This is a genomic window from Peribacillus suis, assembly GCF_059384845.1.
The window spans coordinates 4,109,871-4,134,656 of record NZ_CM182019.1 but is presented as its reverse complement, the minus strand read 5'-3'; the positions used below and the strand labels follow the sequence as shown (position 1 = coordinate 4,134,656).

Sequence of the window (24,786 nt, the reverse complement as noted above, 5' to 3'; positions counted from 1 at the left end):
GAGAAAATGAAAAAAACAGCTTCTTCTGAAATCAAAAGAGGACAGGCCATCACTTTTCGTATCCCTTCAGATGTATCCGATTATACGTTAAGGCAGCTGCAGAAATTAAAGGAAACGGAAAGAAGAAATTTTTCCAGTAAAATTGCTGAGTATGTTCTTGATGGCGTTGGGCAATCCTCTCATCAGGAACGGGAGATGGTTGCCTTGCCCATGCCGAATAAGCTTAGTAAATCTCAGCGTGACTGGCTAAAGCATTCCCACTCAGAAGCAATGCTTGGAACGATTTTGTACCATCTTTTATCCGATCCTTTACGGGCTACGGCCTTGTTGGCCTCACTAAACAGCAATGGAATCAATGAGGATGTCTATGTAAAGGAAGAGGAAGAATTGGTGGAGAGGAGTTTGGAAGAAGAACCGAAGGAATTACCCGAAATGGATCTGGATGATTTTGATTGGAGTTTCGATGAGACTTCAGAACAGTCAGAGCAACCGGAACCAGAAGAGGAAAATCTGGATGATCTTCTTGGCGACTTTCTTGATCAAATGAATCAGTAAAAGAGGAAGGGTATCTGACAACATGTTGGATATCCTTTTTTTTGATAGGATTCGAAGGGGGTTAAAGGCGAGGATAAGACATGAAAAGAGGAACCGTGATGTCACGGTTCCTCTCTTTTATGCTAAGAAAATGAGTTGGTAAAGAAAAAGAACGGCAAAGATGTATACTAACGGATGGACTTCTTTGAATTTCCCTCTTGCGATTTTTAGTATTGGATATGAGATGAATCCAAGTGCTATACCATTGGCGATACTTGAAGTAAGAGGCATCGTAACAATGACCAAAAAGGCTGGGAAAGATTCGTCGAAATGGGTCCATTCAATCTCATTGATGCTTTTGATCATCATGCTACCAACTATGATCAAGCTAGGTGCAGTGATGGCCGCAATATCTGATACTGCCCCGATAAGTGGGCTGAAGAAAGCAGTGACCAAGAAAAGAATGGCTACGACAAGAGCGGTTAACCCTGTTTTACCACCTGAACCTACACCGGCCGAGGACTCCACGGAGGCGGCAGTAGGGCTTGTACCGAACATGGCTCCGATTGTTGTCCCAACGGAATCCGCGAAGAAAGCACTTCCTGCTTTCTCCAACTTTCCGTCTTTCAATAACCCTGCTTGGCGCACAATCCCGATTAGGGCTCCGGTGGTGTCGAATAGCATAACGAGAAGGATGGAAAACACTACACCATATAGGCCGTAGTTTACAACATCCGCAAAAGAAGTGATTGGATTAGCAACAATGATGCCCTCGGGTAACGATGGCACCGAAACAAAATGTTCAATTTTAAGTTGTCCAGTAAATAGGGCAATGATCGCTGTAATGATCATCCCGATGAAAATGGAACCCTGAATCTTACGGACCATTAAAATGATGGTTATTACCAAACCGATTAAGGTAAGTGCCACTCCTGGGTCTCTGAAGCTCCCTAGGGTCACCAGGTTCGATTCATGACTCGTTACGACCCCAGATAAACGAAGCCCGATAAAGGTGATGAATAGACCAATCCCGGCGCTGATAGCATGTTTCAGATTATTGGGGATCGCTTCAATCAGTTTAGACCGGAAAGAAGTAAGCGATAATATGACGAAGATAATCCCTGTAACAAAGACTGCCGAAAAGGCAACCGTGTACGAGATATCATGCGTACCTAGGACAGAGTACGCGAAATAGGCATTCAATCCCATCGCAGGAGCAATGACAATAGGATAATTGGCTAGAAAAGCCATGAAAAGAGTACCGACTAAGGTAGCGATGATGGTTGCTGTAAAAGCCTGTTCAAAGGGAACACCAGCATCAGAAAGAATTTTGGGGTTTACAACGATGATATAAGCTAATGTTAAAAAGGTTGTAAGCCCTGCAAGGACTTCTGTCTTAATATTCGTTTTCCGTTCTTTTAATTTAAACATGCGGCCACTCCTTCTTTTTATATACAAAAACTCCTTGTACAGACATTTACAAGGAGGAGACGCCCACCTTTTTCCAGGCAAGTAGCTCAAATAGTATAGTTAGTCAGAAATTTAAAATCTTATAAATTATATTAGAAAAACATCTAAAGCACAATACCATGAAAAATTTTCTCTCAAAAATAGATAATGATATACTAACAAAGAACTTGGAGTAAAGGAAATTGCCTTAGTGTAGAATCAGTAATAAACAATGGATGTAATGATGATTTAAATAAGATATCACAAATATAGAGAGTAGGCCGATACATGACAAATTTCATCGAGCTTGGCATAAGCCCAGAAATTAACACGATATTGAAGCAAACCGGCATAACCAGCCCAACCCCGATACAGGAAAAATCGATACCTGACATAATGGCGGGCCGGGATGTCATCGCGAAAGCACAGACAGGAACAGGGAAGACATTGGCATTTTTGCTTCCAATATTAGAAAAAGTCGACCCAAAAGCTTCCCACGTTCAATCATTAATCGTCACACCGACTAGGGAGTTAGCGTTACAGATAACGGCGGAGCTGAAAAAGTTCGCCAATGAGATCGAGGAATTGCAAGTGCTAGCCGTGTATGGTGGACAAGATGTGGAGCAGCAAATGAAAAAGCTGACACGGAATATTTCTGTCGTGGTAGCTACACCGGGCCGATTATTAGACCATTTACGAAGGGGAACCATTGATTTATCCCAAACCGAAACGCTTGTTTTGGATGAAGCGGACCAAATGCTCCATATTGGATTTTTACCGGAAGTGGAAGAAATCATGGGACAATTGCCAGAGACAAGACAAACGCTGCTCTTTTCCGCGACGATGCCAGAACAAGTCCATCAGTTGGCGAAGCGTTATATGGATAGACCATTGACAGCTGCTGTTAAAGCTGAGCAAGTGACGGTCGAGCAGATCCGTCAACTTGTCATTGAAACGACGGATAGGGCCAAACAGTCCTCACTGATCAGCATCATAAAGGAAGAACAGCCATATCTGGCGATTGTTTTTTGCCGGACAAAGCGCCGTGTTTCTGTTTTGAACGATGCTTTAAAGGCGGCTGGTTTCAACTCGGATGAACTTCATGGAGATCTGTCGCAGGCAAAACGAGAGCGTGTCATGAAAAACTTCCGGGATGCGAAGCTTCAATATTTAGTGGCCACGGATGTTGCTGCGCGTGGGCTGGATGTTGAAGGCGTGACACATGTTTTTAACTACGATGTTCCTGAAGATGCCGAAAGCTATATCCATAGGATAGGACGTACAGGAAGGGCCGGTGAGCATGGATTAGCCGTAACCTTTATTGCTACGAAGGATCTTCAGCTTTTGAGTGATATTGAAAAAGGTATCTCCATGAAAATTGAACGGAGAAAGATCGAAGGGGTTAAGATGTTCCAGCCGGGCGAAGTCGAGAATAAACGGAAGCGTCATGACCGCGACTTATCTGAAGGGGAAGCACGTCATCCACGTTCGGGTGGTGGACGCCGTCATAGAGAAAGAATCGATACGCGAGGTCCGAACCGAGGAAGTCACCGCTCCGCTAATCAGGCCGACAATCGTGAGTTGAGTCTAGAGAATACACGTGAGGGCTTTGCAAACCGAGGTCCTAAACGAGAGAACACACGAGGAGATCAAAGGGATGAAAGTCGGGGACGTAGTCGCGACAATGCCCGAGGAGAACGACAAGGAGGGAGTCAAGGCAGAAGGGGGAATACCCATAGTCCGAATGGGAACCGTCGCAATGATTCAGGAGGTTCATCTAGCAGGGGCAGAAACCGATAAAGGGGGAAGGAGAATTGGACAAACCATGGTTGGCAGAATATCCAGTTTCCTTAGAACTTGCAGAGAATTTGATAAAGAAGCAGTTTCCCGATGTGGGTTTGGAAAAGGTGAGGCAAATTGGGGAAGGGTTTGACAATACGGTCATTCAGTTGAATGAGGAGTATGTATTCAGATTTCCCCGAAGACCCATTGCTGTTACCTTAATCCAAGTGGAAAACAAGCTTTTGCCTTCATTGGCCGGAAATCTTCCGCTAGCCATACCTGAACCGGTCTTTTTTGGAGAGCCGAGCAGTAGTTATCCATATCCCTTTACTGGCTACAAAATGGTGAAGGGACACTTACCTGTGAAGGAAACCATGGAAAGTAAGATTTCCTCGGCAATAAAGTTTGCCCACTTCCTGACAGTGCTTCACAGGTTTCCTGTGCCAACGGCGAAACAATTGGGTGTACAGCCTGATGAAATGCGGAGACTTGATGTTTCTTTCCGGCAGGACAGCCTTGATGAGCAACTCTTAGCATTAGTGGCACTAGGCTATTCTGAACAGGCCCATGCCGTTTCGATGTTTTTAAAAGACCTGGATGCATCGTATGAGGGGACATGCGACACCCTTGTCCATGGTGATATTCATGTCCGGAACGTCTTGCTCGATGCCCAGGGTGTACTAATGGGCATCATTGACTGGGGGGACGTTCATATCGGGCATCCAGCTATCGATTTTTCTTTTTTATACAGCTACTTTCCAAAAGAGGCGAGACGGTCCTTTTTTGAAATCTATGGTGAAATTGAAACCGAAGTCAAAAACCTGGCAAGATTTAGGGCGATTTACATGCTCGTCAGGCTGCTTGTGTATGGAATCGATCGAGGTGACAAAGAACTGATCTCCCTCACGCGCACAGGTTTGTCGTTGGCTATGGAAGATTGATTCTACTGATTTTTACTGATCTAGGAGGTTCGCATGAACGGAAACTATTTACATACAATTACATGGATAGGGGAATTGCTTGAGGATGGAAACATTCCCTATCAATTTACGGGACCCTCCGCTTTATTTATACAAGGGGTTGAAATAAAGGATACTATAAATGTCTCGGTCGACGTGCAGTGGGATGTTTTTGATGAAACATTCTCCCTTTTCATAGATCATGCTCCTTCACAGCCCGAAAAGAATCCTGAAACAGCCTTTTTCCAGGTTGAAAAGGATGGAATACTGATTACGGTCCGCTGTTTATTCAATAGGACAATTAAAACGGACCCTTACCGATTACTCATACCAGTAGGGGAAACCGAGCTTTGGTGCCAATCCCTATACAGCTACCTTTACAATGCTGAAATGCAGAGTAATCGTGATGAAATCCATGCGTATCTATTATCGGCACAAAAAGGCTTTACAGCTGAAAATGAACAGGCCTGGAATCAAAATAATTATCTAGCCCTTGTGAACCGTTACGGGAAACCAGATGAATTGGCAGGGAAGATCAAGCACAACCCGCGCTGGAGATTGCATCCATTTTATAAATATATGGGAGACATAGTGGGTCGGAAAGTCACACATTTAATGGGATCGAATGGGGTCAAGGCAGTCGCCATGGCGATGTTGGGAGCTGACGTTAAGGTCGTGGATTTCTCTCGGGAAAATGCTACTTTCGCGAACGAACTGGCTGAATCATCCGACGTCAGCATTGAATATATTGTCTCGGATGTGATGTCCTTGCCGCCCGAACATGCATTAGGAGATCAGGACTTGGTCTTGATGGAACTGGGTGTCCTTCACTACCTCATAGATCTGCAGCCATTATTCGAAACGGTAAAAAGGATGTTGAAGCCGGGGGGAAGATTCGTGCTGCATGAGTTCCATCCAATTTCGACGAAACTCATAACCTCTTCTGGCAAAAAACATAAGGTGACAGGCAATTATTTTGCTCCTGCCATTGAAAATAACGAGGTGGCTTTCTCCAAACATATGCCTGATGAAGATAAGCAAAGCCTTTCGAAAGTGGTCCAACGCAAATGGACCATGGGTGAACTCATAACGGCAGTTGGAGAATCCGGTTTGATCATCAAAGTCCTTGAAGAAGAACCAAACCACAAAATCCATGACATTGGGATACCTAAAACGTATACGTTAGTAGCTGAACGTAGTGGGGGCATGCATTAATCATTGAGCATGACCACTCCCGTTCAAAAATAAAGAGGGTGCCCACAACGTATGCGGCACCCTCTTTGACCGTTCATTTAGTTGTTGTTCGACCATTCTTCGACGTCCCATACTTTCGTGACCCAATCTTCGTAGAAATCGGGTTCATGGCAGACAATCAGAACCGTTCCTTTATATTCTTTCAATGCACGTTTCAATTCTTCCTTGGCCACCACGTCTAAATGGTTTGTTGGTTCATCGAACAGAAGCCAGTTGCTTTCTGTAAGCATCAACTTACACAAGCGGACCTTGGACTGTTCCCCACCACTTAAATGGGCCATCGGACGAGTGATATGTTCATTTTTTAAGCCAACCCGCGCGAGGATAGCCCGTACTTGAGGTTGATCGAGATGAGGGAATGCGTTCCACACTTCATCGATCGGTGTCGTGTTGCCTGCTTGTACCTCTTGTTCAAAATAAGAAGGGAAGAGGAAATCACCAAGTGATCTTTTCCCGCTTAGTGGCTCGATTTTACCAAGAATCGTTTTTAACAGTGTGGATTTCCCCACTCCGTTACATCCCACAATGGCAATTTTCTCCCCACGCTCTATGTTCATTGAAAGTTTTGGAAGTAATGGACGGTCATAGCCGATTTCAATATCTTCCCCTTCAAATACATATCGGCTGCTCGCACGTGACTCTTTGAAATCGAAAGTCGGTTTCATCGCCGTTTCCGGACGGTCGATACGTTCTATGCGATTCAATTGCTTCTCCCGACTTTTTGCCCGGCCAGAAGTTGAATAACGGGCTTTATTTTTTGCGATGAAGTCTTCCTGCTTTTTAATGAAGTCCCGCTGTTTTTCGTATGCATTAATATGTTGGTTCTTATTCAGTTCAGCAAGTTCAAGGAATTTTTCGTATGTCGCCGTATAACGGGTCAATTTCGAGAATTCTAGATGGAAGATGACATCAACTACGCCGTTCATGAACTCGGTATCATGTGAAATCAATAGGAATGCGTTAGGATATTCCTTTAAGTAGCTGCTCAACCAACGGATATGCTCCACATCCAAGTAGTTTGTCGGCTCATCCAACAGTAGTACTTGGGGTTGTTCCAATAGTAGTTTCGCCAGCAATACTTTTGTCCGCTGTCCACCACTCAGAGCAGAAACGTCACGCTCAAGGCCAATCGCATCCAAGCCCAACCCACGTGCCGCATCTTCGATTTTCATATCTAAATTATAAAAATCCCCAGCTTCGAGTTTATCTTGGATTTCCCCCATTTGTTCCAAAAGTTCTTCAAGTTCCTCTGGTGTCGCTGAACCCATTTTCTCGGTCACTTCATTCAAAGCTTTTTCCTGCTCGAATAAAGGTAAGTAGGCATCTCTTAACACATCGCGTATCGTTTTGCCTTTAGTCAGGACGGTGTGCTGGTCAAGGTAGCCATATTCAACACCAGGTGTCCAATCAACTCGGCCTTCATCGTGAATCAGTTGCCCGGTAATAATGTTCATCATTGTTGATTTACCTACGCCGTTAGCGCCGACGAGGCCTACATGTTCCCCAGCCATCAATCGGAACGTAACATCTCTGAATAATGTCCGATCACCAAAGCTGTGTGCCAAATTATCTATAGAAAGTAAGCTCATTTATGTTGAACCTCCCAATTATTTTGAAAAAATCTCTACGTTTCATCATACTAAAATCTGTACTAGATTGCTATCTAATCTAGTAATTTACATATTGTGCATGAATAAGGTGGGGTCCACCGATAAATGGTTCACCAACTAGACGGTCTGCCTAAGTCACTTCGACATTAGTTGTTAGTCCCTAGTCCTTTATCGCCCTGACTAAAAATATATGAGATAATGAGAGAATCAGTTTAAAAGGGAAAGGATGTATTTTTATGAGTAAAACAGTCGTACTGGCCGAGAAACCATCGGTCGGAAGAGATATAGCAAAAGTGCTGAATTGCGAAAAAAAAGGCAACGGTTATTTGGAAGGAAGTCAGTATATCGTCACCTGGGCGCTTGGTCATTTAGTTACCCATGCAGATCCGGAAACGTATGACGAAATATACAAAACATGGCGGCTCGAAGACCTCCCTATGTTGCCTCCATCCTTGAAATTGGTCGTAATCAAGCAATCCGGAAAGCAGTTTCAAGCGGTAAAAACGCAATTGAACCGCAGTGATGTCAAGGACGTCATTATCGCAACCGATGCAGGACGGGAAGGGGAGCTCGTTGCACGTTGGATTCTGGAAAAAGCGAATGTTAAAAAACCAATCAAGCGGCTCTGGATATCATCGGTAACTGATAAGGCGATTAAGGATGGATTTAACAAGCTGAAGGATGGGAAAGAGTACGAGAATCTATTTGCCTCTGCAGTTGCTCGGGCCGAGGCGGATTGGTTTGTCGGTATGAATGCTACAAGGGCACTGACAACGAAGCATAATGCCCAGTTATCGTGCGGAAGGGTTCAAACGCCTACACTAGCGATGATAGCTGCCAAGGAAAAGGAAATCAAACAATTTCAGCCGAGGAAATTTTATGGCGTTACGGCAACGGCAGAATCTCAACTACGCCTTGTCTGGCAAGACGTCCATTCGAAAGATATACGCACATTCGAAAAGGCAAAGGCAGACAAAGTCCTTGCTGATGTGAAAAACAAAAAGGCTGAAGTGGTGGAAGTGAAAAAAGCCCATAAGAAGAATTTTGCGCCCCAGTTATATGACCTAACTGAGCTACAAAGGGATGCCAATAAGAAATTCGGTTATTCGGCGAAAGAGACACTTTCCATCATGCAACGTTTATATGAAGGACATAAAGTCCTGACCTATCCAAGAACGGACTCGCGTTTCTTAACCTCGGATTTGGTCGAGACGCTGAAAGAAAGATTACAGGCAGTCAGCATCAAGCCATATGCCCAATATGCATCGAGAATCTTGCGTAGCCCGATCAAGGCTAATAAATCATTCGTGGATGACAGCAAGGTTAGTGATCATCATGCCATCATACCTACTGAGCAAACGCCACTACCGGGTAAATTGAGTGACAAGGAATCGAAAATTTACGACCTTGTCGTCAAACGGTTCCTTGCGGTTCTGATGCCACCATTTGAATATGAGCAAACGACCGTTACCGCAAAAGTGGGCAGTGAAACATTCGTCGCTAAAGGAAAAGTCATCTTGAAATCAGGTTGGAAGGAAGTCTATGATCATCAGTTCGAGGAAGAAGAGGCAAGTGATGGCCTTACAGAGCAATTGCTTCCGACACTCGAGAATGGTGACATCTTAGACATCACGGAAGTGAAACAAACAGAGGGAGAAACAAGACCACCGGAGCCGTTCAATGAGGGAACCTTGTTATCTGCAATGGAAAATCCCGCTCGTTTCATGGCTGGGGAAAGCAAGGAACTCATTAAGACGTTGGGGGAAACCGGGGGAATCGGCACCGTTGCGACCCGGGCCGATGTTATTGAAAAATTGTTCAATAGTTTCCTGATTGAAAAACGTGGAAAAGGTCTTCATGTTACCTCAAAAGGTAAACAGCTCCTCGAGTTGGCTCCCGAAGATCTACGTTCGCCAGCGTTGACCGCACAATGGGAACAGAAGCTAACCGCCATTGCTAACGGAACGCTTGATAAGCGTACATTCATTGGGGATATGCGCACCTATGCGAAAAACATCGTTCACGAAATCAAGACGAGTGATCAAAAATTCAAGCATGATAACATTTCCGGCACAAAATGCCCGGATTGCGGCAAGTTGATGCTTGAAGTAAACAGTAAAAAAGGGAAAATGCTCGTTTGCCAAGACCGAGAATGCGGGCATAAAAAAGGTGTTTCACGTGTAACAAATGCAAGATGCCCACAATGCCATAAGAAAATGGAAATGAGAGGGCAAGGAGAAGCACAGACGTTCACATGTAAATGTGGCTTTCATGAAAAGCTTTCTTCATATAACAAACGAAAAGGTCAAAACAAGAATAAGAAAGTGTCTAAAAATGAAGTCTCGAATTATATGAAAAAGCAAAACAAAGAGGAGCCAATCAATACAGCATTAGCGGATGCATTGGCGAAACTGAAATTCGATAAATAATAGGAAAAGTCCAGTATCGGAATGATGCTTCAAGAGAAACCAGGGAGAGTATGGCTAATTTTGATGCTGGACTTGTTTCGATGCAGCTTATGCTAATAGCGAAATCTAAGGGATACGACACACTTACAATGGGTGGGTATAATAAACAACAATTCATTGAAAGATTCGATGTGCCTGAACGTTATGTTCCGATTGTCTTAATTGCAATAGGGAAGGCAGCTTCACCTTCTTTCCAAATTACAAGATTGTCGTTAAATGAAGTAGCGAAGTTCATCTAAATATGAAAAAGGATGGAGCAGATTTGCTCCATCCTTTTTCTATCATTCATCAATATCAATTAGATTTTATTCAGTACGGTACCTTGTAAATCAAATTCAGGTGTTTTATCGGTCGTCTGTTTGACCGTTTCTAATGGTGTGAGCGCACTGAAGGGCAACTGATCACCTGGACTGAAAATTGCTTCATCATTCTCTGGATTTTCCATTGCTGTGAATACTCATGTTGGTATCCTCCTTTGGTGAGAAGATTTGTCATTTTCCTTCATAGTTTTCATCGAATGCTTTACTAGTTTCTAACACTGATCACCTGGACTGAAAATTGCTTTCGTCATTCTCTGGATTCCATTGGCTGTAAATACTCATGTTGGTATCCTCCTTTGGATGAGAAGATTTGTATTTTCCTCGGGGTTTTCATGAAAGCTTCACTAGCTTCTAACGCTGATCACCGGGACTAAACACCGCTGCGTCATTCTCTTTGTTCCATTGGCTTCTGATAGTACTCATCTTGCACATCATCTCCTTTGGTGAGAATGTCTTACACTATTTATCTACCCGATTGGGACAAGCTTAAACAATTTTTTCAAAAAAAGTAAAAAATATACGAGTAATTATTATTTAGAGTCTTGTATTATTTCGCCTTCGAGAAAAATAACCTTTTTACGATATTTTTATCAATTGTGGAAATAATGTTGTAGAAAAGGGGGAATTGATTTGGGGTTATCGAAATAATCATTAGATCATCATTGTCCTTTGTTATTCTTTTGACTCTAACAAGGGTGATGGAAAGAAAAGAAATCTCAAAGATGACATTCTTCAACTTTGCTTCTGCCATTTCCATCGGTTCAATAGCGGGAAATCTTTCTTTCAACCATCGTTTAAGCATTCAAAATGGTATAGTCGCCTTAATGATATGGAGTTTACTTACGATCTTATCTGGACGAATTGTCATTAAGTCTAAAAAAGCACGAAGAGTAATTGATGGGGAACCCCTTATCATTATCAAAAACGGTAAAATGATGGAAAAACCACTTCGCAAGGTTAACTTGGATGCAGATACGTTAATGGCATTGCTTAGGCAAAAAAGTATATTCTCAATCACTGAAGTGGAATATGCCATTTTTGAAATTACGGGTAAGCTTTCGGTTATGAAGAAAGAACATAAGCAGCCTATCGTAAGAGGCGACATGAATATTGGAAATCTTCAAAAGAACCCTTCGCCCATCATAACAGGCGTTATTTCGGATGGGGTAGTCAACATGGATAACCTGGATCAGTTAAACCTTGATATGAAGTGGTTGAATGGTCAATTAGCTAAAGCTGGTATTACATCAATCTCTGATGTCTTTTATGCTGAAGTTCAATCAGACCGAACACTTTATATGGACATAAAGGAAGGCAGCCTTCATTAAATGGTATGAATAATTGGACAGGCTGGATGTCATATCCCTCTTTTAATAAACAACATACATCAATATTTCTACTTTTATCATTGTTCCAATAAAAAAACAGCCAAAACCTCCATATTACAAGGTTTTGGCTGTTTTCAATTTAGCGTCCCAGATAGGAATCGAACCTACGACCTACAGCTTAGGAGGCTGTCGCTCTATCCTACTGAGCTACTGGGACATATAAAGGTAACGACGACTTTCTTATTATATTTGTTATTAGTAAACATTTCAAGGTTATAGCCTCTTGTTGCGAAAATATTCATGGGCAATTATCTATATTGAATGCCTTGTAGTGTCTGAATGGCAGTGTGAAGAAGGCGATAAATGCCTTTCGCGCCATGCTTTTTCGTTCGACAGAGAAAGGCTAATTACGGTGGAGTCCATCAGTTACCCCACTAGTTTTTTGATAAAACCAATTGGATAAAAGTTTTTGTTGACGATGATAATCATTATCACTTATACTGATAAACATAAATATTCTATCTTGAAGTAATAAATAAAAGTGGTTATATCCCGTTAAATCAACATTTGACAATATTTACAATCGAAAAAATATTATATTAATATAAGAAAGATGGTTGATTATGAAACCTATAGCCTATATAAGTACTGATATTCAATTCACAAGACTTAAAGACATCGATCATGAAAATGGTTTGGTTTCTTTGCAATTGTATGATATTCCATTTGCTGATTTCTCGGCATATGCTGGGGTCATCGTGACAAATTTCGTGGAAGAGGCCTTTTTACTTGAACATAAAGAAATCATCGAAAATTATTTGAATGATGGCGGCGTCATTCTTTCACAAACCGAAAATTTCCTACCTTGGTTACCTGGTTGCGGAAATTGGTTGCGTTCTCCGATTTCTTTGAAGGACCGTGAAATCCGCTTGACTGAGCCTGTACATCCTATGTTCGCAGGAATTGACCCTTATGATTTGAATTATAAAAAAGGGGTTCGTGGCTTTTTCTCAAGAGGGTATCTTGAGGCTCCAGAACATTCGGAAGTAATCGTTGAAGACCAAGAAGGAAAAGCAATCATTTACATTGACCGAAAAACGACTGGTGGCACGATTGTCGCGGGTGCAGGAACGGATCTGTACCGCTTTGGAATCCAAGAAAATAGTTCGCGTGTGCTACGTCAACAAATTTTGGACTGGATACGCGAAGAGTATGAAGCAAACAAGGGGGAAACAAAGCAATGAAAGTGGCAATCTTAGATAATGGTTATAGTTTCCATCATCGTTTCTTTCAAATGGACGAGTTTGCTTATATGTATGATGATGTGCTTCAACTTCGTCAGCTCCATACATATGATTTAAGTCAATATGACACGCTAATTGTTAATGATCGGATGTCCCTAATGCTTTTAAAACGGTACCAGTCGCTTTTCGTGAAGTTCCTTCAAGAGGGAAAACGTCTAGTCGTTTTCGGTGAAGTGTTGGATAACTGGCTTCCTGGAATAGACTGGGAGGAATCTGAAGTGAATTTCAGTTGGTGGGTGAAGGAGCATGGAGATTTACCTTTAATGGCTGAAAATACAGATCATCCTTTATATCAGCATGTATCCCTATCAGATATGAAGTGGCATTACCACGGGACGTTCAAAGTTCCGGAAGGGGCAAAATCACTTGTGAATACTCCCGACGGTCGCTCGATCATCTACACCGATGATGTGTCTTATAAAGGCGAATTGATCATTACCACCCTTGATCCAATATTCCACATTGGACTTGGATTCATCGACCAATCTAAACCATTCTTACATGGGATGGCTAAGTGGCTTAGAGAAGGATAAGGAGGAAGTTTTATGAAGAAGAAATGGACAATGTTAGCGGCAACCACTGCGATGGCCGCTTTGATTACGGGCTGTGGAAACTCTGGGGATGATTCGAAAGGCAATACTTCAGAAAAACAGACGACTGCAGAGGAAAAAGTGATTCAAGATCAACTTGGCCGTGATGTAACGGTACCAGGTAAAGTGGAACGTATTGCGGTCGGTGGCATTCTTCCGTACTTCTCGACTTGGTATGTAGCGACAAATTCGACGAAGGAAGTTGTCGGCTTGCATCCTAATGCGTATAATGCCGCGGAAAACTCGATTCTTTCTGAAATATCACCCGATATTTTAAAGGCAGATACATCATTCATTAAAAATGGCGAAGTGAACGTGGAAGAATTGATGAAAGTCAATCCGCAACTTTACTTTGAAAAAGCACAGGACCAAAAGTCCATAAACAAATTAGAAGATGCAGGTGTTTCGGTTGTGGCACTCAACCCTATGGATGCAGCAGCTGCGGAGCCATTGGCTACCTTCAACAGTTGGTTGGAACTGACTGGGGAAATTACGGGCACTACCGAAAGAACGGACAAGTTCTTGGAAAAAGGCCAAGCCGTTCAAGCCGAATTGGATAAGAAATTAGATGGCATTAAGGATAAAGACAAGCCTAGAGCATTGATCCTCTATCAGCACAGTGATAAAAGCATCATGGTCGGTGGGAAGAACTTCTTTAGTAACCAATGGTTAAATGCTACAGGGGCCTATGATATAGCAGCAGAAGAAGTTACAGGAACAAAAGAAGTCAATATGGAACAAATCTACAAATGGAACCCGGATATCATCTACATTACGAACTTTTCGACAACTCAGCCTGAAGACCTAACGAACAATACAGTGAACGGACAAGATTGGAGTCAGGTCAGTGCTGTACAAGAAGGAAATGTATATAAAATTCCGCTGGGCATCTATAGATGGTTCCCTCCAAGCGGTGATGCACCTCTTATGTTAAAATGGATGGCTCAGAAAAATCATCCCGAGCTATTTGATTATGATATGAAGGATGAAATCACGGATTACTACTCAGAGTTCTATGATTATGATGTAACGGAAGAACAAGTAGAGAACATTCTTCACCCATCTTCCGAAGCCGCAAAACAGTAAAGTAGGGAATGAAAATGAAAAAATGGAAAACGGTCCTCTTCTGGATATTGCCCATTGCGATGGTTCTCCTATCATTGAGCATCGGACGCTTTGGAATGGACTTAGGGACTCAAATTAAAATATTGCTTTCAACCGTGTTTCCAATCGAGCCAACATGGACACAGATGGAAGAAACAGTGGTCCTTCAAATACGTCTGCCACGAATTTTACTGGCCTTGTTAATCGGTGCGGGCCTATCGATTGCAGGCGCCTCTTTCCAAGGGATGTTCGGCAACCCCTTGGTCAGTCCCGATATCCTAGGAGTGTCTGCAGGTGCTGGGTTCGGTGCTTCCCTTGGGATTTTATTATTGGGACATGGTTTTGCATCTCAAGTCTTGGCACTTGGCTGTGGTTTAGCCGCCATCGTTTTCACGTTCATAATCAGCGGCAAAAAAGATTCACCGGTCTTCATGCTTGTTTTGGCTGGGGTTGTCACCTCCGCCCTTTTCCAAGCGTTGATCTCGTTAATTAAGTTTGTCGCCGACCCTGAAGAAAAGCTGCCAGCCATCACATACTGGTTAATGGGAAGCCTTGGAACGGCCACATACAAGGATTTATATGTGGGTGGACCAATCATCCTTGTCGGCATCTTGATTTTATATTCACTACGCTGGAGAATCAATTTACTGACCTTACCTGAGGATGAAGCAAAATCGCTAGGTATCCCGGTCACTAGATTGAAGTGGACGGTCATTCTTGGTGCGACGTTAATTACGGCTTCATCTGTAGCGATAGCCGGTATCATCGGCTGGGTAGGACTGATTATCCCTCATGTGGCAAGAATGCTCGTCGGGAACAACAATCAACTTGTCTTACCGGTATCCCTATCGATTGGTGGTGCCTATTTACTCCTGATCGATAACCTGGCACGTTCTGTAACGGCTACGGAAATTCCGCTATCGATATTGACAGCCATTATCGGCGCACCATTTTTTGCGATTCTACTTAGAAAGACAGGAGGTGGTTGGTCATGAAAATCGAGGTGCAGGGAGGGAATTTTTTCTATGCTAAAAAAAGAGAGAAAGCTCCTTTTCTTTACCAGACCGACATTGACTTTTCGTTGAATGACGGAGAAATCATGGCGATCCTTGGCCCGAACGGTGCCGGTAAAACCACGATGCTGAAGTGTATTACCGGCCTTCTTGATTGGAAAAAGGGTCAAACGCTCATCGACGGAAAGCCGCTTACTGCGCTATCACGCAAAACGATCTGGAAACGAATCGGTTATGTTCCTCAGGCACATAAAATGGTTTTCGGATTTACTTTGGAAGAGCTTGTCATTATGGGAAGGGCGCCTTATATCAGTACGCTGTCCCAGCCTTCTGCAAAGGACCGGGAGGCTGCCATCGCTGCTCTTGAAATGGTTGGCATTGCTCACCTTGCCAAAAAGTCCTGTAATTCCGTCAGTGGTGGGGAATTGCAGCTGGCCTTGATTGCCCGGACGCTTGTATCGGACCCGGATGTATTGATTCTTGATGAGCCAGAATCGCATCTTGATATTCAAAAGCAAATCGTGATTTTACAGACACTAAAGCGGTTATCGAAAGAGAAGAACATTTCTTGTATCATAAACACGCATTATCCGAACCACGCATTCTACTTGGCTGACCATGTTTTAATGACTGCCAAGGAAAAGCGTGTGGTGTATGGCGAAGTCCGCGAAGTGATGACGGAAGCCCGGATGAAAGAGTACTTCGGAATCGAAATGAAGAAAATCATTTATGAGGAAGAGGATGACTTTTTGATTGAAACGATGGTGCCGAAAGATCTAGGTCTTTTACGTGATCAAAGTACATGCCGTTTTAATAGTGACATCTAAAGCTATAGAAGGCAGCCATGTGATGGTTGCCTTTTTGCGTTCCAAATCTTAATTTAAAGTAATCTGAAATATCATATAATACGATTTCCTAAATGGTGTATAATGAAAGGCAGTGAAATTATATACATATGAACAATTTGGTGTCTGTAAGGACTTGAAAGGGAAGTTGGTGAAATGCCAACGCGGTCGCGCCACTGTAAATGGGAGTTAACGGATGTATACCACTGTATGAATAATATGGGAAGGTGCCGTTAGCAATGACCATGAGCCAGGAGACCTGCCAAAATTGTACACCGGTAACCACGCGGATGGGGAGGTGTGTGGCAGAGCTATGTCCCTTTTTTGTTCCGTTGCCATACATGCATCCTCCGTTTTGATGGGGGATGCTTTTTTGTATGTCTTTTGATATTCGCAACACATGTGTGAAGGTCCAGAAATGAACTCAAAAATGATGGAGGTTTTAAGATGAGGAAGATATATAGTTTCATGCTTGTGATGGGATTGATGGTCGGTACACTGGTTGGCTGTAGCGATGCCTCCCAGGATAGAACAGGAGAAAACCAGTCGACAAAACAAGCTGTTAACCAGGGCTTCCCGCTTTCGTTACAAGATGCAGTGGGTAACCAAGTCACCATCGAGCAGAAACCAGAAAAAATTGTTTCATTAATCCCAAGTAATACAGAAGCGGTCTTTGCGCTAGGTTCGGGTGAGAAAGTGATTGGAGTGTCTGAAAATGACAATTACCCGGAAGAAACGAAAGATATTCAGAAGATAGGTGGAATGGAAATAGATACAGAGATGATTTTAGCCTTGCAGCCTGATATCGTTCTTGCTCATGAGAGTGCCCATAATTCCAAAGAAGGAATCCAACAGCTTAAGGATGCGGGTATTCCAGTTCTAATCGTGAATGATGCCAAAAGCTTTAAAGAAGTGTATACGTCTATTGAGATGATTGGAACGGCAATAGGGGAACTGGATAAGGCAAAGGAAATCGTCAAGACGATGCAGACCAAGCTGGAAAAGATCAAAGAAAAGGCTAAGGCAATCAAGAGTGAGGATAGAAAAAGTGTTTTTGTAGAGGTTTCACCGTCACCTGAAATCTATACAACGGGAAAAAATACTTTCATGGATGAAATGCTGGACATCATTTCAGCGGATAATGTCGCAGGTGAATTGGATGGCTGGGTAAAACTCGATGAAGAGTCGATGATAGCGGCCAACCCGGATGTCATCATTACAACCTATGGTTATTACACAGGAGATCCAGTCAAAGAGGTAACGGGAAGAAATGGATGGGCCGACATTCAGGCAGTTAAGAATGGTGAGGTTTTCGATGTCCATTCAGATATTGTCACTCGTTCCGGTCCTAGGCTTATAGAGGGAGTAGAGGAACTTGCCAAATCAGTCTATCCGAACGTATTTAAAAACTAAACGGGCATTGGCCTATGTATTTGCCCTATCATTTTTGGTTATTTCGATATTGATCGGTATTTCCTTAGGATCGGTTTCCGTTCCGATACCAGTGCTTTTGCAAATCATTGGCAAGGAAGTCCTTCATTTGCCCCTGGCCATGGAACCGGATGGGACACTGACGAATATCGTGATGAACATCCGCCTGCCGAGGGTCGTGCTTGCAGGTTTGGTTGGGGCATCCCTTGCAATAGCAGGGGCAGCATTTCAGGGATTGCTCAGGAATCCCCTAGCTGACCCCTATACCCTGGGAATATCCTCAGGGGCTTCGCTTGGTGCAGTATTAACGTTGTTTTTGAATTTGTCACTGCCGTTTTTTGGCCTATATACACTGCCTACATTAAGCGTTCTTTTTTCATTGTTGACGATTTTTTGCGTATTGACCTTTGCAAGAAAAATGGATCGTTCCATGAAGGTAGAAACGATTATTTTAACCGGTATCATTTTCAGCTCGTTTTTAAGTGCTTTCATCTCATTGATGATTGCATTGACGGGTGAGGAGTTAAGGCAAATCATCAGCTGGCTGATGGGAAGTGTCTCGATGCGTGGTTGGAGTCATGTCACGATCATTTTGCCATTTTTCCTCCTTGGTTCTCTCGTTTTGATGATGAATACCCACGAATTGAATGCCATGACATTTGGGGAAGACCGTGCGAGGCACCTAGGCGTGAATGTTCAGCGGAGGAAGATGCTGATTCTGGTCGCCGGCTCGATACTGACAGGGGCTGCCGTTGCCGTATCAGGTACGATTGGCTTTGTAGGGCTGGTCATCCCCCATTTGGTCCGCAGGATTTGGGGGCCAGACCATACGCATCTGTTGCCATTATCATTGATTGTGGGAAGCGGATTTTTAATATTGGCTGATCTGGTGGCACGAACGATCATCGCACCGACAGAATTGCCGATAGGTGTTATTACTTCGCTTATCGGTGCGCCGGCATTCGCATTTATTTTATTAAAGAGACGGAGAGAAGGGTAGAAGTGTATGCTTGAAGTTAAAGGGTTAACAGGAGGATATGATAATAAAACGGTTTTGGACTCCGTCTCATTTGATGTGAAAAAAGGAGAATTATTCGGTATTCTTGGTCCGAATGGAAGTGGGAAAACGACGCTATTGGGGATGCTTAGCGGTATCCTGCCGTATCAGGCGGGAACCATCGATATTAAGGGGAAAGACCTGAAGGGATATTCGTCCAAACAACTGGCACAGGTCATCGCCGTTTTGCCGCAGCATTCCTCATTGGCTTTTTCCTATACAGTAAAAGAGACCGTTGTCCTTGGGCGATATGCCCATCAAACAGGGTGGTTTCATAGTTGGACGTCTGAAGACGAAGAAATCGTTCAACGCGTGATGATGCAAACGGGAGTGGCAGTCTTTCAGGAAATGCATTTTGAACGTTTGTCAGGCGGGGAAAGACAACGTGTTTTGTTGGCACAAGCTCTTGCACAAGAACCGGAAATCCTTTTTCTCGACGAACCGACGAACCACCTGGATCTGTCTTATCAAAAAGAACTTCTTGATTTGATGAGGAAAATGGCTAAGGAACAACAATTGACGATCATTTCAATTTTTCACGACTTGAACTTGGCTGGCTTATATTGCGATCGCCTGATGTTGCTTGAAAAAGGGCGAGTCCAAGTGATTGACGTGCCGAATGAAGTGCTTCAGCAGGAGCGGATTCAGGAGGTATATAGGACAAAAATCGAAAAACATCCTCATCCTGCCTTACCTAAGCCGCAAATGTTCATTGTACCCGAGAAGCATACAGGAGAGCTGGACCCTTTGGAGATCAATGAAAGTTATCTGAACCAGGCTCCGGAGTTCCTTCATTTAAGTTCACCCATTCCGCTTAGAACCATGTCATCCGGCGTAACTGGTTCGGGAACGGGGTGGCATCAGCACTTTGTTAATCGACATGTCCACTACGATTACAATTGTGATGACCATATTGCTGAAATGGCTGACTATTTGAAGACATACGGATTTGAACCGCAGGAAACCGTCGGAATGATGACGGCCGTGTTTTTGGATACAGTGTCATATCGACTTCTAAGAGATGAGGGTTTTTCGATATTCATCATGGTAACAGCGGGGGTAGGGAATGCCATCGATGCCTCTTTGGCAGACAGGCATTCATGGACTTCATCGCCGGGTACGATCAATACCTGGGTTTTCGTGAATGGCCATTTGGCGGAAGAAGCGTTCATTCACTGTATCGTGACAGCTACCGAGGCGAAGGTTAAAGCGCTTCATGACCTACATGTCTTAGATCAGGTGACAAACACATGGGCGACTGGAACATCGACGGATAGCATCTTGATTGCAGCCACACAAAGAGGAACCACCCTCCGTTATGCGGGTACCATCACGCCTCTCGGGAAGTTAATTAGCCGTGGCGTTTATGACTGTACGGTGGAAGCGATTGAAAATAGTAGGAAACGGATTGAAAGCTTATGATTTTTCACCATCTTTATGCAATCACATTGGCATTTATCCTAGATTTGGTCATTGGCGACCCTCCTGATTGGCCACACCCGGTTAAATGGATAGGTTCGCTTATCAATAAACTTGATGAAGCTCTCAACAAAGGGACAAGAAAGAAGCGGAATGGACTGTTCATGCTACTGCTCATCTTGCTGCTCGTGTTGGCGGCCACAGGCATCACCGTCTATTTAGCGTATAGAATCCATCCTGCTGCCGGTATCATCTGGGAAGCGCTACTCATTTCCACCACGATCGCTCAAAAGAGTTTAAGACGGGCGGGAATGGATGTTTATCGACCATTGAATACACGGGATATGGCCAAGGCGAGGCGGAAGCTTTCTTATATTGTGGGCCGTGATACGGCAGATCTAGATGAACCGGAAATTGTTCGGGGTACCGTTGAAACGGTAGCGGAAAACACGAGTGACGGTATTACGGCTCCCCTGTTTTGGGCTGCCATCGGAGGCGCGCCACTTGCCATGATGTATAGGGCAATCAATACATGCGACTCCATAGTCGGATACCAAAATGATAAATATGCTGACTTCGGATGGGCTTCTGCCAAGCTTGACGATCTAGTGAACTGGATTCCGAGCCGTTTAACCGGTTTTTTGATGCTGATTGGATCAAAGTCAGTCCATAACGGCTGGAAGGGGCGGTGGGCTATATTATTCAAGGATGCCCATAAGCACCCAAGTCCGAACAGTGGGTGGTGCGAAGCGGGTGTTGCAGCCATCCTGGGCGTTCAACTGGGCGGAAGGAATATGTACAAAGGTGTGGTGTCCAATCGAGCTAGAATGGGCCTTCCAATTGTTCCGCTAGAAGCGATTCATATAAAAAAAACGATTACCATCATGCATCGGACTTCTTTTTTATTCCTGTTGATGCTTTGGTTAGGAGGACTTTTATTTGCAATTACCAACTCATGGCTCTAATCCGCATTATCTTTACAAAGCACTGGGAATCGAAATGCCACAATCGTATGTGGACTTCAGTGCCAATATCAACCCATTGGGTCCACCCTCTAGTATAAAACAGAGATGGTCGGGGTTTTTTGAGGGTATCCTCGACTACCCAGATCCACATGCCGTAGAGCTGACACATATGATAGCAAAAAAAGAAGCACTTCCTGAAGATTCTGTACTTGTTGGAAACGGGGGAGCGGAAATCATAACGCTTGTGGCGAAAGAACTGGCGAATAAACGAGTGTTAATCATTCAACCAGCCTTTGCCGAATATGCCGAATCTTGTTTGGCAGCAGGTTGCGAGGTCGACTTTTTTCAACTGGAAGCGCCCAGGTGGGAACTGGACTTGGATCGATTACGTCCGCTTTTGCCTGAGTATGCTGCCATCTTTTTATGTACGCCCAATAATCCGACTGGCATTTCTTATAAGGAGGAGACAGTACGGGAACTAATCGAAGCATGCCAAAAAGCCCAATGCATGATGGTGCTGGATGAGGCCTTTTATGATTTTACGGATAATGCCTTTTCCTATGCACCTCTTATTAAAGAGTTTCCTCATTTGCTCATTTTACGATCAATGACGAAAATTTTCGCGATACCTGGATTGAGGCTGGGTTACCTATTGGCTGACCCGACCATTATTATACGGGCGAAGACCTTCAAACCACATTGGAGCGTCAATCATATCGCCCTGGAGGTAGGCAAACTCTGTTTGGCAGAAGAAGCATATATGAGTAGAACAAGAGCATATATTCAAAGGCAAAAAAGGGATTTATTCCGCTTTTATAAGGAACTGGATATCGAGGTCTCTGAAAGTACGGTGAATTTTTACTTAGTGAGGGACGAGTCTCTTTCCCTGTTTCCCTTTTTATTGAAAAAGGGCATCGTGCCGCGCCATACTTATAATTTTCCTGGTTTGGATGGCAGGTGGCTCCGGTTTGCAGTGAAAAGTGAGCAGGATAATAAGGCATTGATGGAGGCGGTAAAACAGTGGAAAACTCTAGGCTCTATTTTATAACGGGGGGCGTTCGAAGTGGTAAAAGCAGCTTTGCAGAAAAAAAGGCGGTGGAGCTTGCCATTCAATCGGGCGGCAACCTACATTATCTTGCTTGTGGCCGGAGTTCTGATGCCGAAATGGAAGAGCGGATTAATAGGCACCGTCAGGACAGGCATAGAAGTCCGCTTGCATGGAGGACATCGGAATATGCAACGGATGTTACCCGAATAGGGAAGGACCTGGATGCAAAATCAATCGTCTTGCTTGATTGCCTGACGACGTTGCTCGATAATGAATTATTCCTGCCTAATGTGCCCCTTACAGAGGATTTTTTACATAAAGTATTCACCAAAATAATCAAGGGCATCGGTGAAATCAGGAAGGAAGCTCAAAGTCTGATTATCGTAAGCAATGAAGTGGTACAGGAGCCCATTTTTCAAGATGAATTTCTACATACATACGGAAAAGTGCTCGGATTGCTTCATCAAGCGATCGTTGAAAGGGCAGATGAGGCCTATCTTGTCGAATCAGGTGTCCCTCTAAGAATGAAAGCGGGTACCTCTGAATGAATAGCTGGATTGGATTCTTAATTAACTTGCAATTTTTTACGGTGTTTCCCATAAAGAAACAACTTCCAATGGATAAGAAGTATATTCACCGGGCGATCCAAACGTTTCCTTTGGTCGGGTTGTTTCTAGGTCTGATATTAGGGGGAGTGCTATACGGACTTGTGGAATGGACACCATTTTCCCCCCTAGCCATTGCGTTTGTGCTATGGACATTGACGATTGCCCTAACAGGTGGGTTGCACCTTGATGGTTGGATTGATGCAAGTGACGCCTTCTTTTCGTACCAAGATAAAGAACGACGACTGGAGATCATGAAGGACTCCAGGACCGGTGCATTTGGTGTCATTTCTGTCATTGTGCTGTTAGCTGCCCGCTTTATATGGATGTATGAAATCATCGAACGGATCAATGAATGGACTTATTTTTTGATTATCATGGTTCCCTTTCTAAGTAAATGCGTGATGGGCTATTTACTTAGCCGGATGCAGTTGGCTAAAAAAGAGGGACTGGGCGCCTTTTTCCAAAGTGCAGTCAGGAAAAACAGCTTGCACATATATTGGATTTACCTGCTTTTAAGTTTTGCGATAGCTTATTTAATCGATATCAACCTCATGGCTTTATTCGCGATCATGGGGATCGCCGCACTACTCTTTCTCCTTTATATAAAACGGAAAATCATCCGTTGGTTCGGTGGAATAACGGGTGATGTGCTGGGCGCGTCAGTTGAAGGAGTGGAGGTGTGGTTATGGCTGATTCTGTGGCTATTACACTACTTCGCCATGGGTTGACGGAAGCCAATGAGCGAAAAGCCTATTTAGGGTGGACGGATTCTCCCTTAAGCATAAAAGGAAAAAGGGATATCGAGGAATGGAAGCAATACTATCCAAGATATGAAAGGATTCATTCAAGCGACTTACTTAGGTGCATGGAAACATCAAGGCATCTGTTCCCGGAGGTTGATCCAGTGGGATGGCCTGCTTTCCGTGAAATGAATTTCGGCAGGTGGGAAGGCCGAACTTATGAAGAACTGAAGACGAATGCTGATTATCAAAAATGGCTGGAGGATCCCATGGTGGCAGCTGTTCCTAAAGGGGAGAGTTATCCTGATTTTTCCAGGCGGGTTCATAATGGCTGGGCCCGGTTGATCGCGGATGAGGATAGCTCCACGTATGCGGTGATGACTCATGGAGGTGTGATACGTGAGCTTCTTGCCCGTTATGCACCGGTGGAAAAGCCCTTTTGGGATTGGTCGATACCCCATGCGAAGGGGTATGAGCTGATTTGGGAAAACAAGGAAAGGTTGAGGAGGGGTGAACGTTGCACTTTGTTACAGGCGGTGCCTATAATGGGAAAACTAAATGGGTCAAGCAATTTTACGGGTTGAATACTGAGGGTCTATGGCTATCAGGCTATCAAAACGACCAACCGGATTTCAGAGATTTTCAAAAGGATATTGTCGTGCTACAGGGAATCGATGCGTGGATTGGGCAGGATGTGAATATCATGGATGTGGAGTCAATCCAAAAGAAGTGGAAGGAAATCCTGGACGGCTGGCGAATATGGGAGAAAGAAGAAAGTGGTCGCACATGTGTTGTCATCGGTTCGGATCTATCAAAAGGCATCGTTCCAATCGAAAAAAAGAACCGTCAATGGCGTGATGCATGCGGATGGATCTTTCAAGATGTGGCCTCCATTTCTACACGCGTGGATATCATTTGGTATGGAATCAATCAACGAATTAAATAGAGGAGGAATAGA

At 43.8% G+C, this 24,786-nt stretch carries 24 protein-coding genes, 1 tRNA gene and 1 riboswitch; of the genes, 21 read left to right on the top strand and 4 right to left on the bottom strand.

Going from position 1 to position 24,786, the window contains the following annotated elements; all coding sequences use genetic code 11:
- Window positions 1-6: 6 nt before the first annotated feature.
- Window positions 7-555 (top strand): hypothetical protein, encoded by a 549-nt coding sequence (locus AC503W_RS20245; protein WP_402870092.1) that lies wholly within the window; start codon window positions 7-9, stop codon window positions 553-555.
- A gap of 117 nt (window positions 556-672) precedes the next feature.
- Here the strand turns inward: AC503W_RS20245 and AC503W_RS20240 are convergent, their stop codons facing one another.
- Window positions 673-1,965 (bottom strand): NCS2 family permease, encoded by a 1,293-nt coding sequence (locus AC503W_RS20240; RefSeq protein ID WP_402870094.1) that lies wholly within the window; start codon window positions 1,963-1,965, stop codon window positions 673-675.
- Between the two features lie 306 nt (window positions 1,966-2,271).
- On the opposite strand from AC503W_RS20240, the gene AC503W_RS20235 reads away from it, so the two are divergent.
- The 3 genes from AC503W_RS20235 to AC503W_RS20225 are packed head-to-tail and all read left to right on the top strand — an operon-like array spanning window position 2,272 to window position 5,939.
- Complete coding sequence (locus AC503W_RS20235) at window positions 2,272-3,783, top strand: DEAD/DEAH box helicase (protein WP_494915589.1); 1,512 nt, start codon at window positions 2,272-2,274, stop codon at window positions 3,781-3,783.
- 14 nt (window positions 3,784-3,797) lie between these two features.
- A complete protein-coding gene (locus tag AC503W_RS20230) occupies window positions 3,798-4,706 on the top strand; it encodes a phosphotransferase (RefSeq protein ID WP_494915587.1) in 909 nt (302 codons plus the stop codon).
- A gap of 33 nt (window positions 4,707-4,739) precedes the next feature.
- Window positions 4,740-5,939, top strand: a complete 1,200-nt coding sequence (locus AC503W_RS20225; RefSeq protein ID WP_494915585.1) for a class I SAM-dependent methyltransferase — start codon at window positions 4,740-4,742, stop codon at window positions 5,937-5,939.
- 77 nt (window positions 5,940-6,016) lie between these two features.
- Here AC503W_RS20225 and abc-f read toward each other — a convergent pair whose 3' ends face one another.
- Window positions 6,017-7,567 carry a ribosomal protection-like ABC-F family protein gene (gene abc-f, locus AC503W_RS20220; RefSeq protein WP_402870105.1) on the bottom strand — a complete coding sequence of 517 codons (1,551 nt, stop codon included), beginning with the start codon at window positions 7,565-7,567 and terminating at the stop codon, window positions 6,017-6,019.
- 257 nt (window positions 7,568-7,824) lie between these two features.
- Between abc-f and AC503W_RS20215 the strand changes: the two genes are divergently transcribed.
- Window positions 7,825-10,017 (top strand): DNA topoisomerase III, encoded by a 2,193-nt coding sequence (locus AC503W_RS20215; RefSeq protein ID WP_494915583.1) that lies wholly within the window; start codon window positions 7,825-7,827, stop codon window positions 10,015-10,017.
- On the top strand, window positions 10,014-10,295 hold the full coding sequence (locus AC503W_RS20210) for a nitroreductase family protein (RefSeq protein ID WP_494917419.1): 282 nt from the start codon (window positions 10,014-10,016) through the stop codon (window positions 10,293-10,295). Before AC503W_RS20215 ends, AC503W_RS20210 begins: the two co-directional genes overlap by 4 nt.
- 59 nt (window positions 10,296-10,354) lie before the next feature.
- Here AC503W_RS20210 and AC503W_RS20205 read toward each other — a convergent pair whose 3' ends face one another.
- Window positions 10,355-10,501: a hypothetical protein gene (locus tag AC503W_RS20205; RefSeq protein WP_494915581.1), complete on the bottom strand. Its 147-nt coding sequence runs from the start codon at window positions 10,499-10,501 to the stop codon at window positions 10,355-10,357.
- A gap of 513 nt (window positions 10,502-11,014) precedes the next feature.
- Here AC503W_RS20205 and AC503W_RS20200 point away from each other — a divergent pair.
- Entirely contained in the window at window positions 11,015-11,704 is a 690-nt protein-coding gene (locus AC503W_RS20200) for a DUF421 domain-containing protein (RefSeq protein ID WP_494917417.1), read from the top strand.
- 143 nt (window positions 11,705-11,847) lie between these two features.
- Here AC503W_RS20200 and AC503W_RS20195 read toward each other — a convergent pair.
- Window positions 11,848-11,921: transfer RNA gene (locus tag AC503W_RS20195), tRNA-Arg, on the bottom strand.
- A 406-nt stretch (window positions 11,922-12,327) separates the two neighbouring features.
- Here AC503W_RS20195 and AC503W_RS20190 point away from each other — a divergent pair.
- From AC503W_RS20190 to AC503W_RS20125, 14 genes are all read left to right on the top strand, one after another.
- A complete protein-coding gene (locus tag AC503W_RS20190; protein ID WP_402990581.1) occupies window positions 12,328-12,948 on the top strand; it encodes a hypothetical protein in 621 nt (206 codons plus the stop codon).
- Window positions 12,945-13,541, top strand: a complete 597-nt coding sequence (locus AC503W_RS20185; protein WP_402870120.1) for a hypothetical protein — start codon at window positions 12,945-12,947, stop codon at window positions 13,539-13,541. Before AC503W_RS20190 ends, AC503W_RS20185 begins: the two co-directional genes overlap by 4 nt.
- 12 nt (window positions 13,542-13,553) lie before the next feature.
- Window positions 13,554-14,684: an ABC transporter substrate-binding protein gene (locus AC503W_RS20180; RefSeq protein WP_407407571.1), complete on the top strand. Its 1,131-nt coding sequence runs from the start codon at window positions 13,554-13,556 to the stop codon at window positions 14,682-14,684.
- A 14-nt stretch (window positions 14,685-14,698) separates the two neighbouring features.
- Window positions 14,699-15,697: a FecCD family ABC transporter permease gene (locus AC503W_RS20175; RefSeq protein ID WP_402955003.1), complete on the top strand. Its 999-nt coding sequence runs from the start codon at window positions 14,699-14,701 to the stop codon at window positions 15,695-15,697.
- Window positions 15,694-16,542, top strand: coding sequence for an ABC transporter ATP-binding protein (locus AC503W_RS20170; RefSeq protein WP_402955000.1), 849 nt, complete (start codon window positions 15,694-15,696; stop codon window positions 16,540-16,542). Before AC503W_RS20175 ends, AC503W_RS20170 begins: the two co-directional genes overlap by 4 nt.
- A gap of 121 nt (window positions 16,543-16,663) precedes the next feature.
- Window positions 16,664-16,841: riboswitch (cobalamin riboswitch) on the top strand.
- Window positions 16,842-17,007: 166 nt separating this feature from the next.
- A complete protein-coding gene (locus tag AC503W_RS20165; RefSeq protein WP_494915579.1) occupies window positions 17,008-17,973 on the top strand; it encodes a helical backbone metal receptor in 966 nt (321 codons plus the stop codon).
- Window positions 17,936-18,991 (top strand): FecCD family ABC transporter permease, encoded by a 1,056-nt coding sequence (locus tag AC503W_RS20160; protein WP_494915577.1) that lies wholly within the window; start codon window positions 17,936-17,938, stop codon window positions 18,989-18,991. The genes AC503W_RS20165 and AC503W_RS20160 overlap by 38 nt, the downstream gene beginning before the upstream one ends.
- 6 nt (window positions 18,992-18,997) lie before the next feature.
- Complete coding sequence (locus AC503W_RS20155; protein ID WP_494915575.1) at window positions 18,998-20,470, top strand: heme ABC transporter ATP-binding protein; 1,473 nt, start codon at window positions 18,998-19,000, stop codon at window positions 20,468-20,470.
- Window positions 20,467-21,432 carry an adenosylcobinamide-phosphate synthase CbiB gene (cbiB, locus tag AC503W_RS20150; protein WP_402870140.1) on the top strand — a complete coding sequence of 322 codons (966 nt, stop codon included), beginning with the start codon at window positions 20,467-20,469 and terminating at the stop codon, window positions 21,430-21,432. The genes AC503W_RS20155 and cbiB overlap by 4 nt, the downstream gene beginning before the upstream one ends.
- Complete coding sequence (gene cobD, locus AC503W_RS20145) at window positions 21,407-22,480, top strand: threonine-phosphate decarboxylase CobD (RefSeq protein ID WP_494915573.1); 1,074 nt, start codon at window positions 21,407-21,409, stop codon at window positions 22,478-22,480. The genes cbiB and cobD overlap by 26 nt, the downstream gene beginning before the upstream one ends.
- Window positions 22,453-23,028, top strand: a complete 576-nt coding sequence (locus AC503W_RS20140; RefSeq protein WP_427685979.1) for a bifunctional adenosylcobinamide kinase/adenosylcobinamide-phosphate guanylyltransferase — start codon at window positions 22,453-22,455, stop codon at window positions 23,026-23,028. Before cobD ends, AC503W_RS20140 begins: the two co-directional genes overlap by 28 nt.
- Window positions 23,025-23,816: an adenosylcobinamide-GDP ribazoletransferase gene (cobS, locus tag AC503W_RS20135; protein ID WP_427685978.1), complete on the top strand. Its 792-nt coding sequence runs from the start codon at window positions 23,025-23,027 to the stop codon at window positions 23,814-23,816. The genes AC503W_RS20140 and cobS overlap by 4 nt, the downstream gene beginning before the upstream one ends.
- On the top strand, window positions 23,774-24,412 hold the full coding sequence (locus AC503W_RS20130) for a histidine phosphatase family protein (RefSeq protein ID WP_427685976.1): 639 nt from the start codon (window positions 23,774-23,776) through the stop codon (window positions 24,410-24,412). Before cobS ends, AC503W_RS20130 begins: the two co-directional genes overlap by 43 nt.
- The gene (locus tag AC503W_RS20125; protein ID WP_427685974.1) at window positions 24,346-24,774 is read left to right on the top strand and encodes a bifunctional adenosylcobinamide kinase/adenosylcobinamide-phosphate guanylyltransferase; all 429 of its coding nucleotides are present in this window, start codon (window positions 24,346-24,348) and stop codon (window positions 24,772-24,774) included. Before AC503W_RS20130 ends, AC503W_RS20125 begins: the two co-directional genes overlap by 67 nt.
- Window positions 24,775-24,786: the final 12 nt, after the last annotated feature.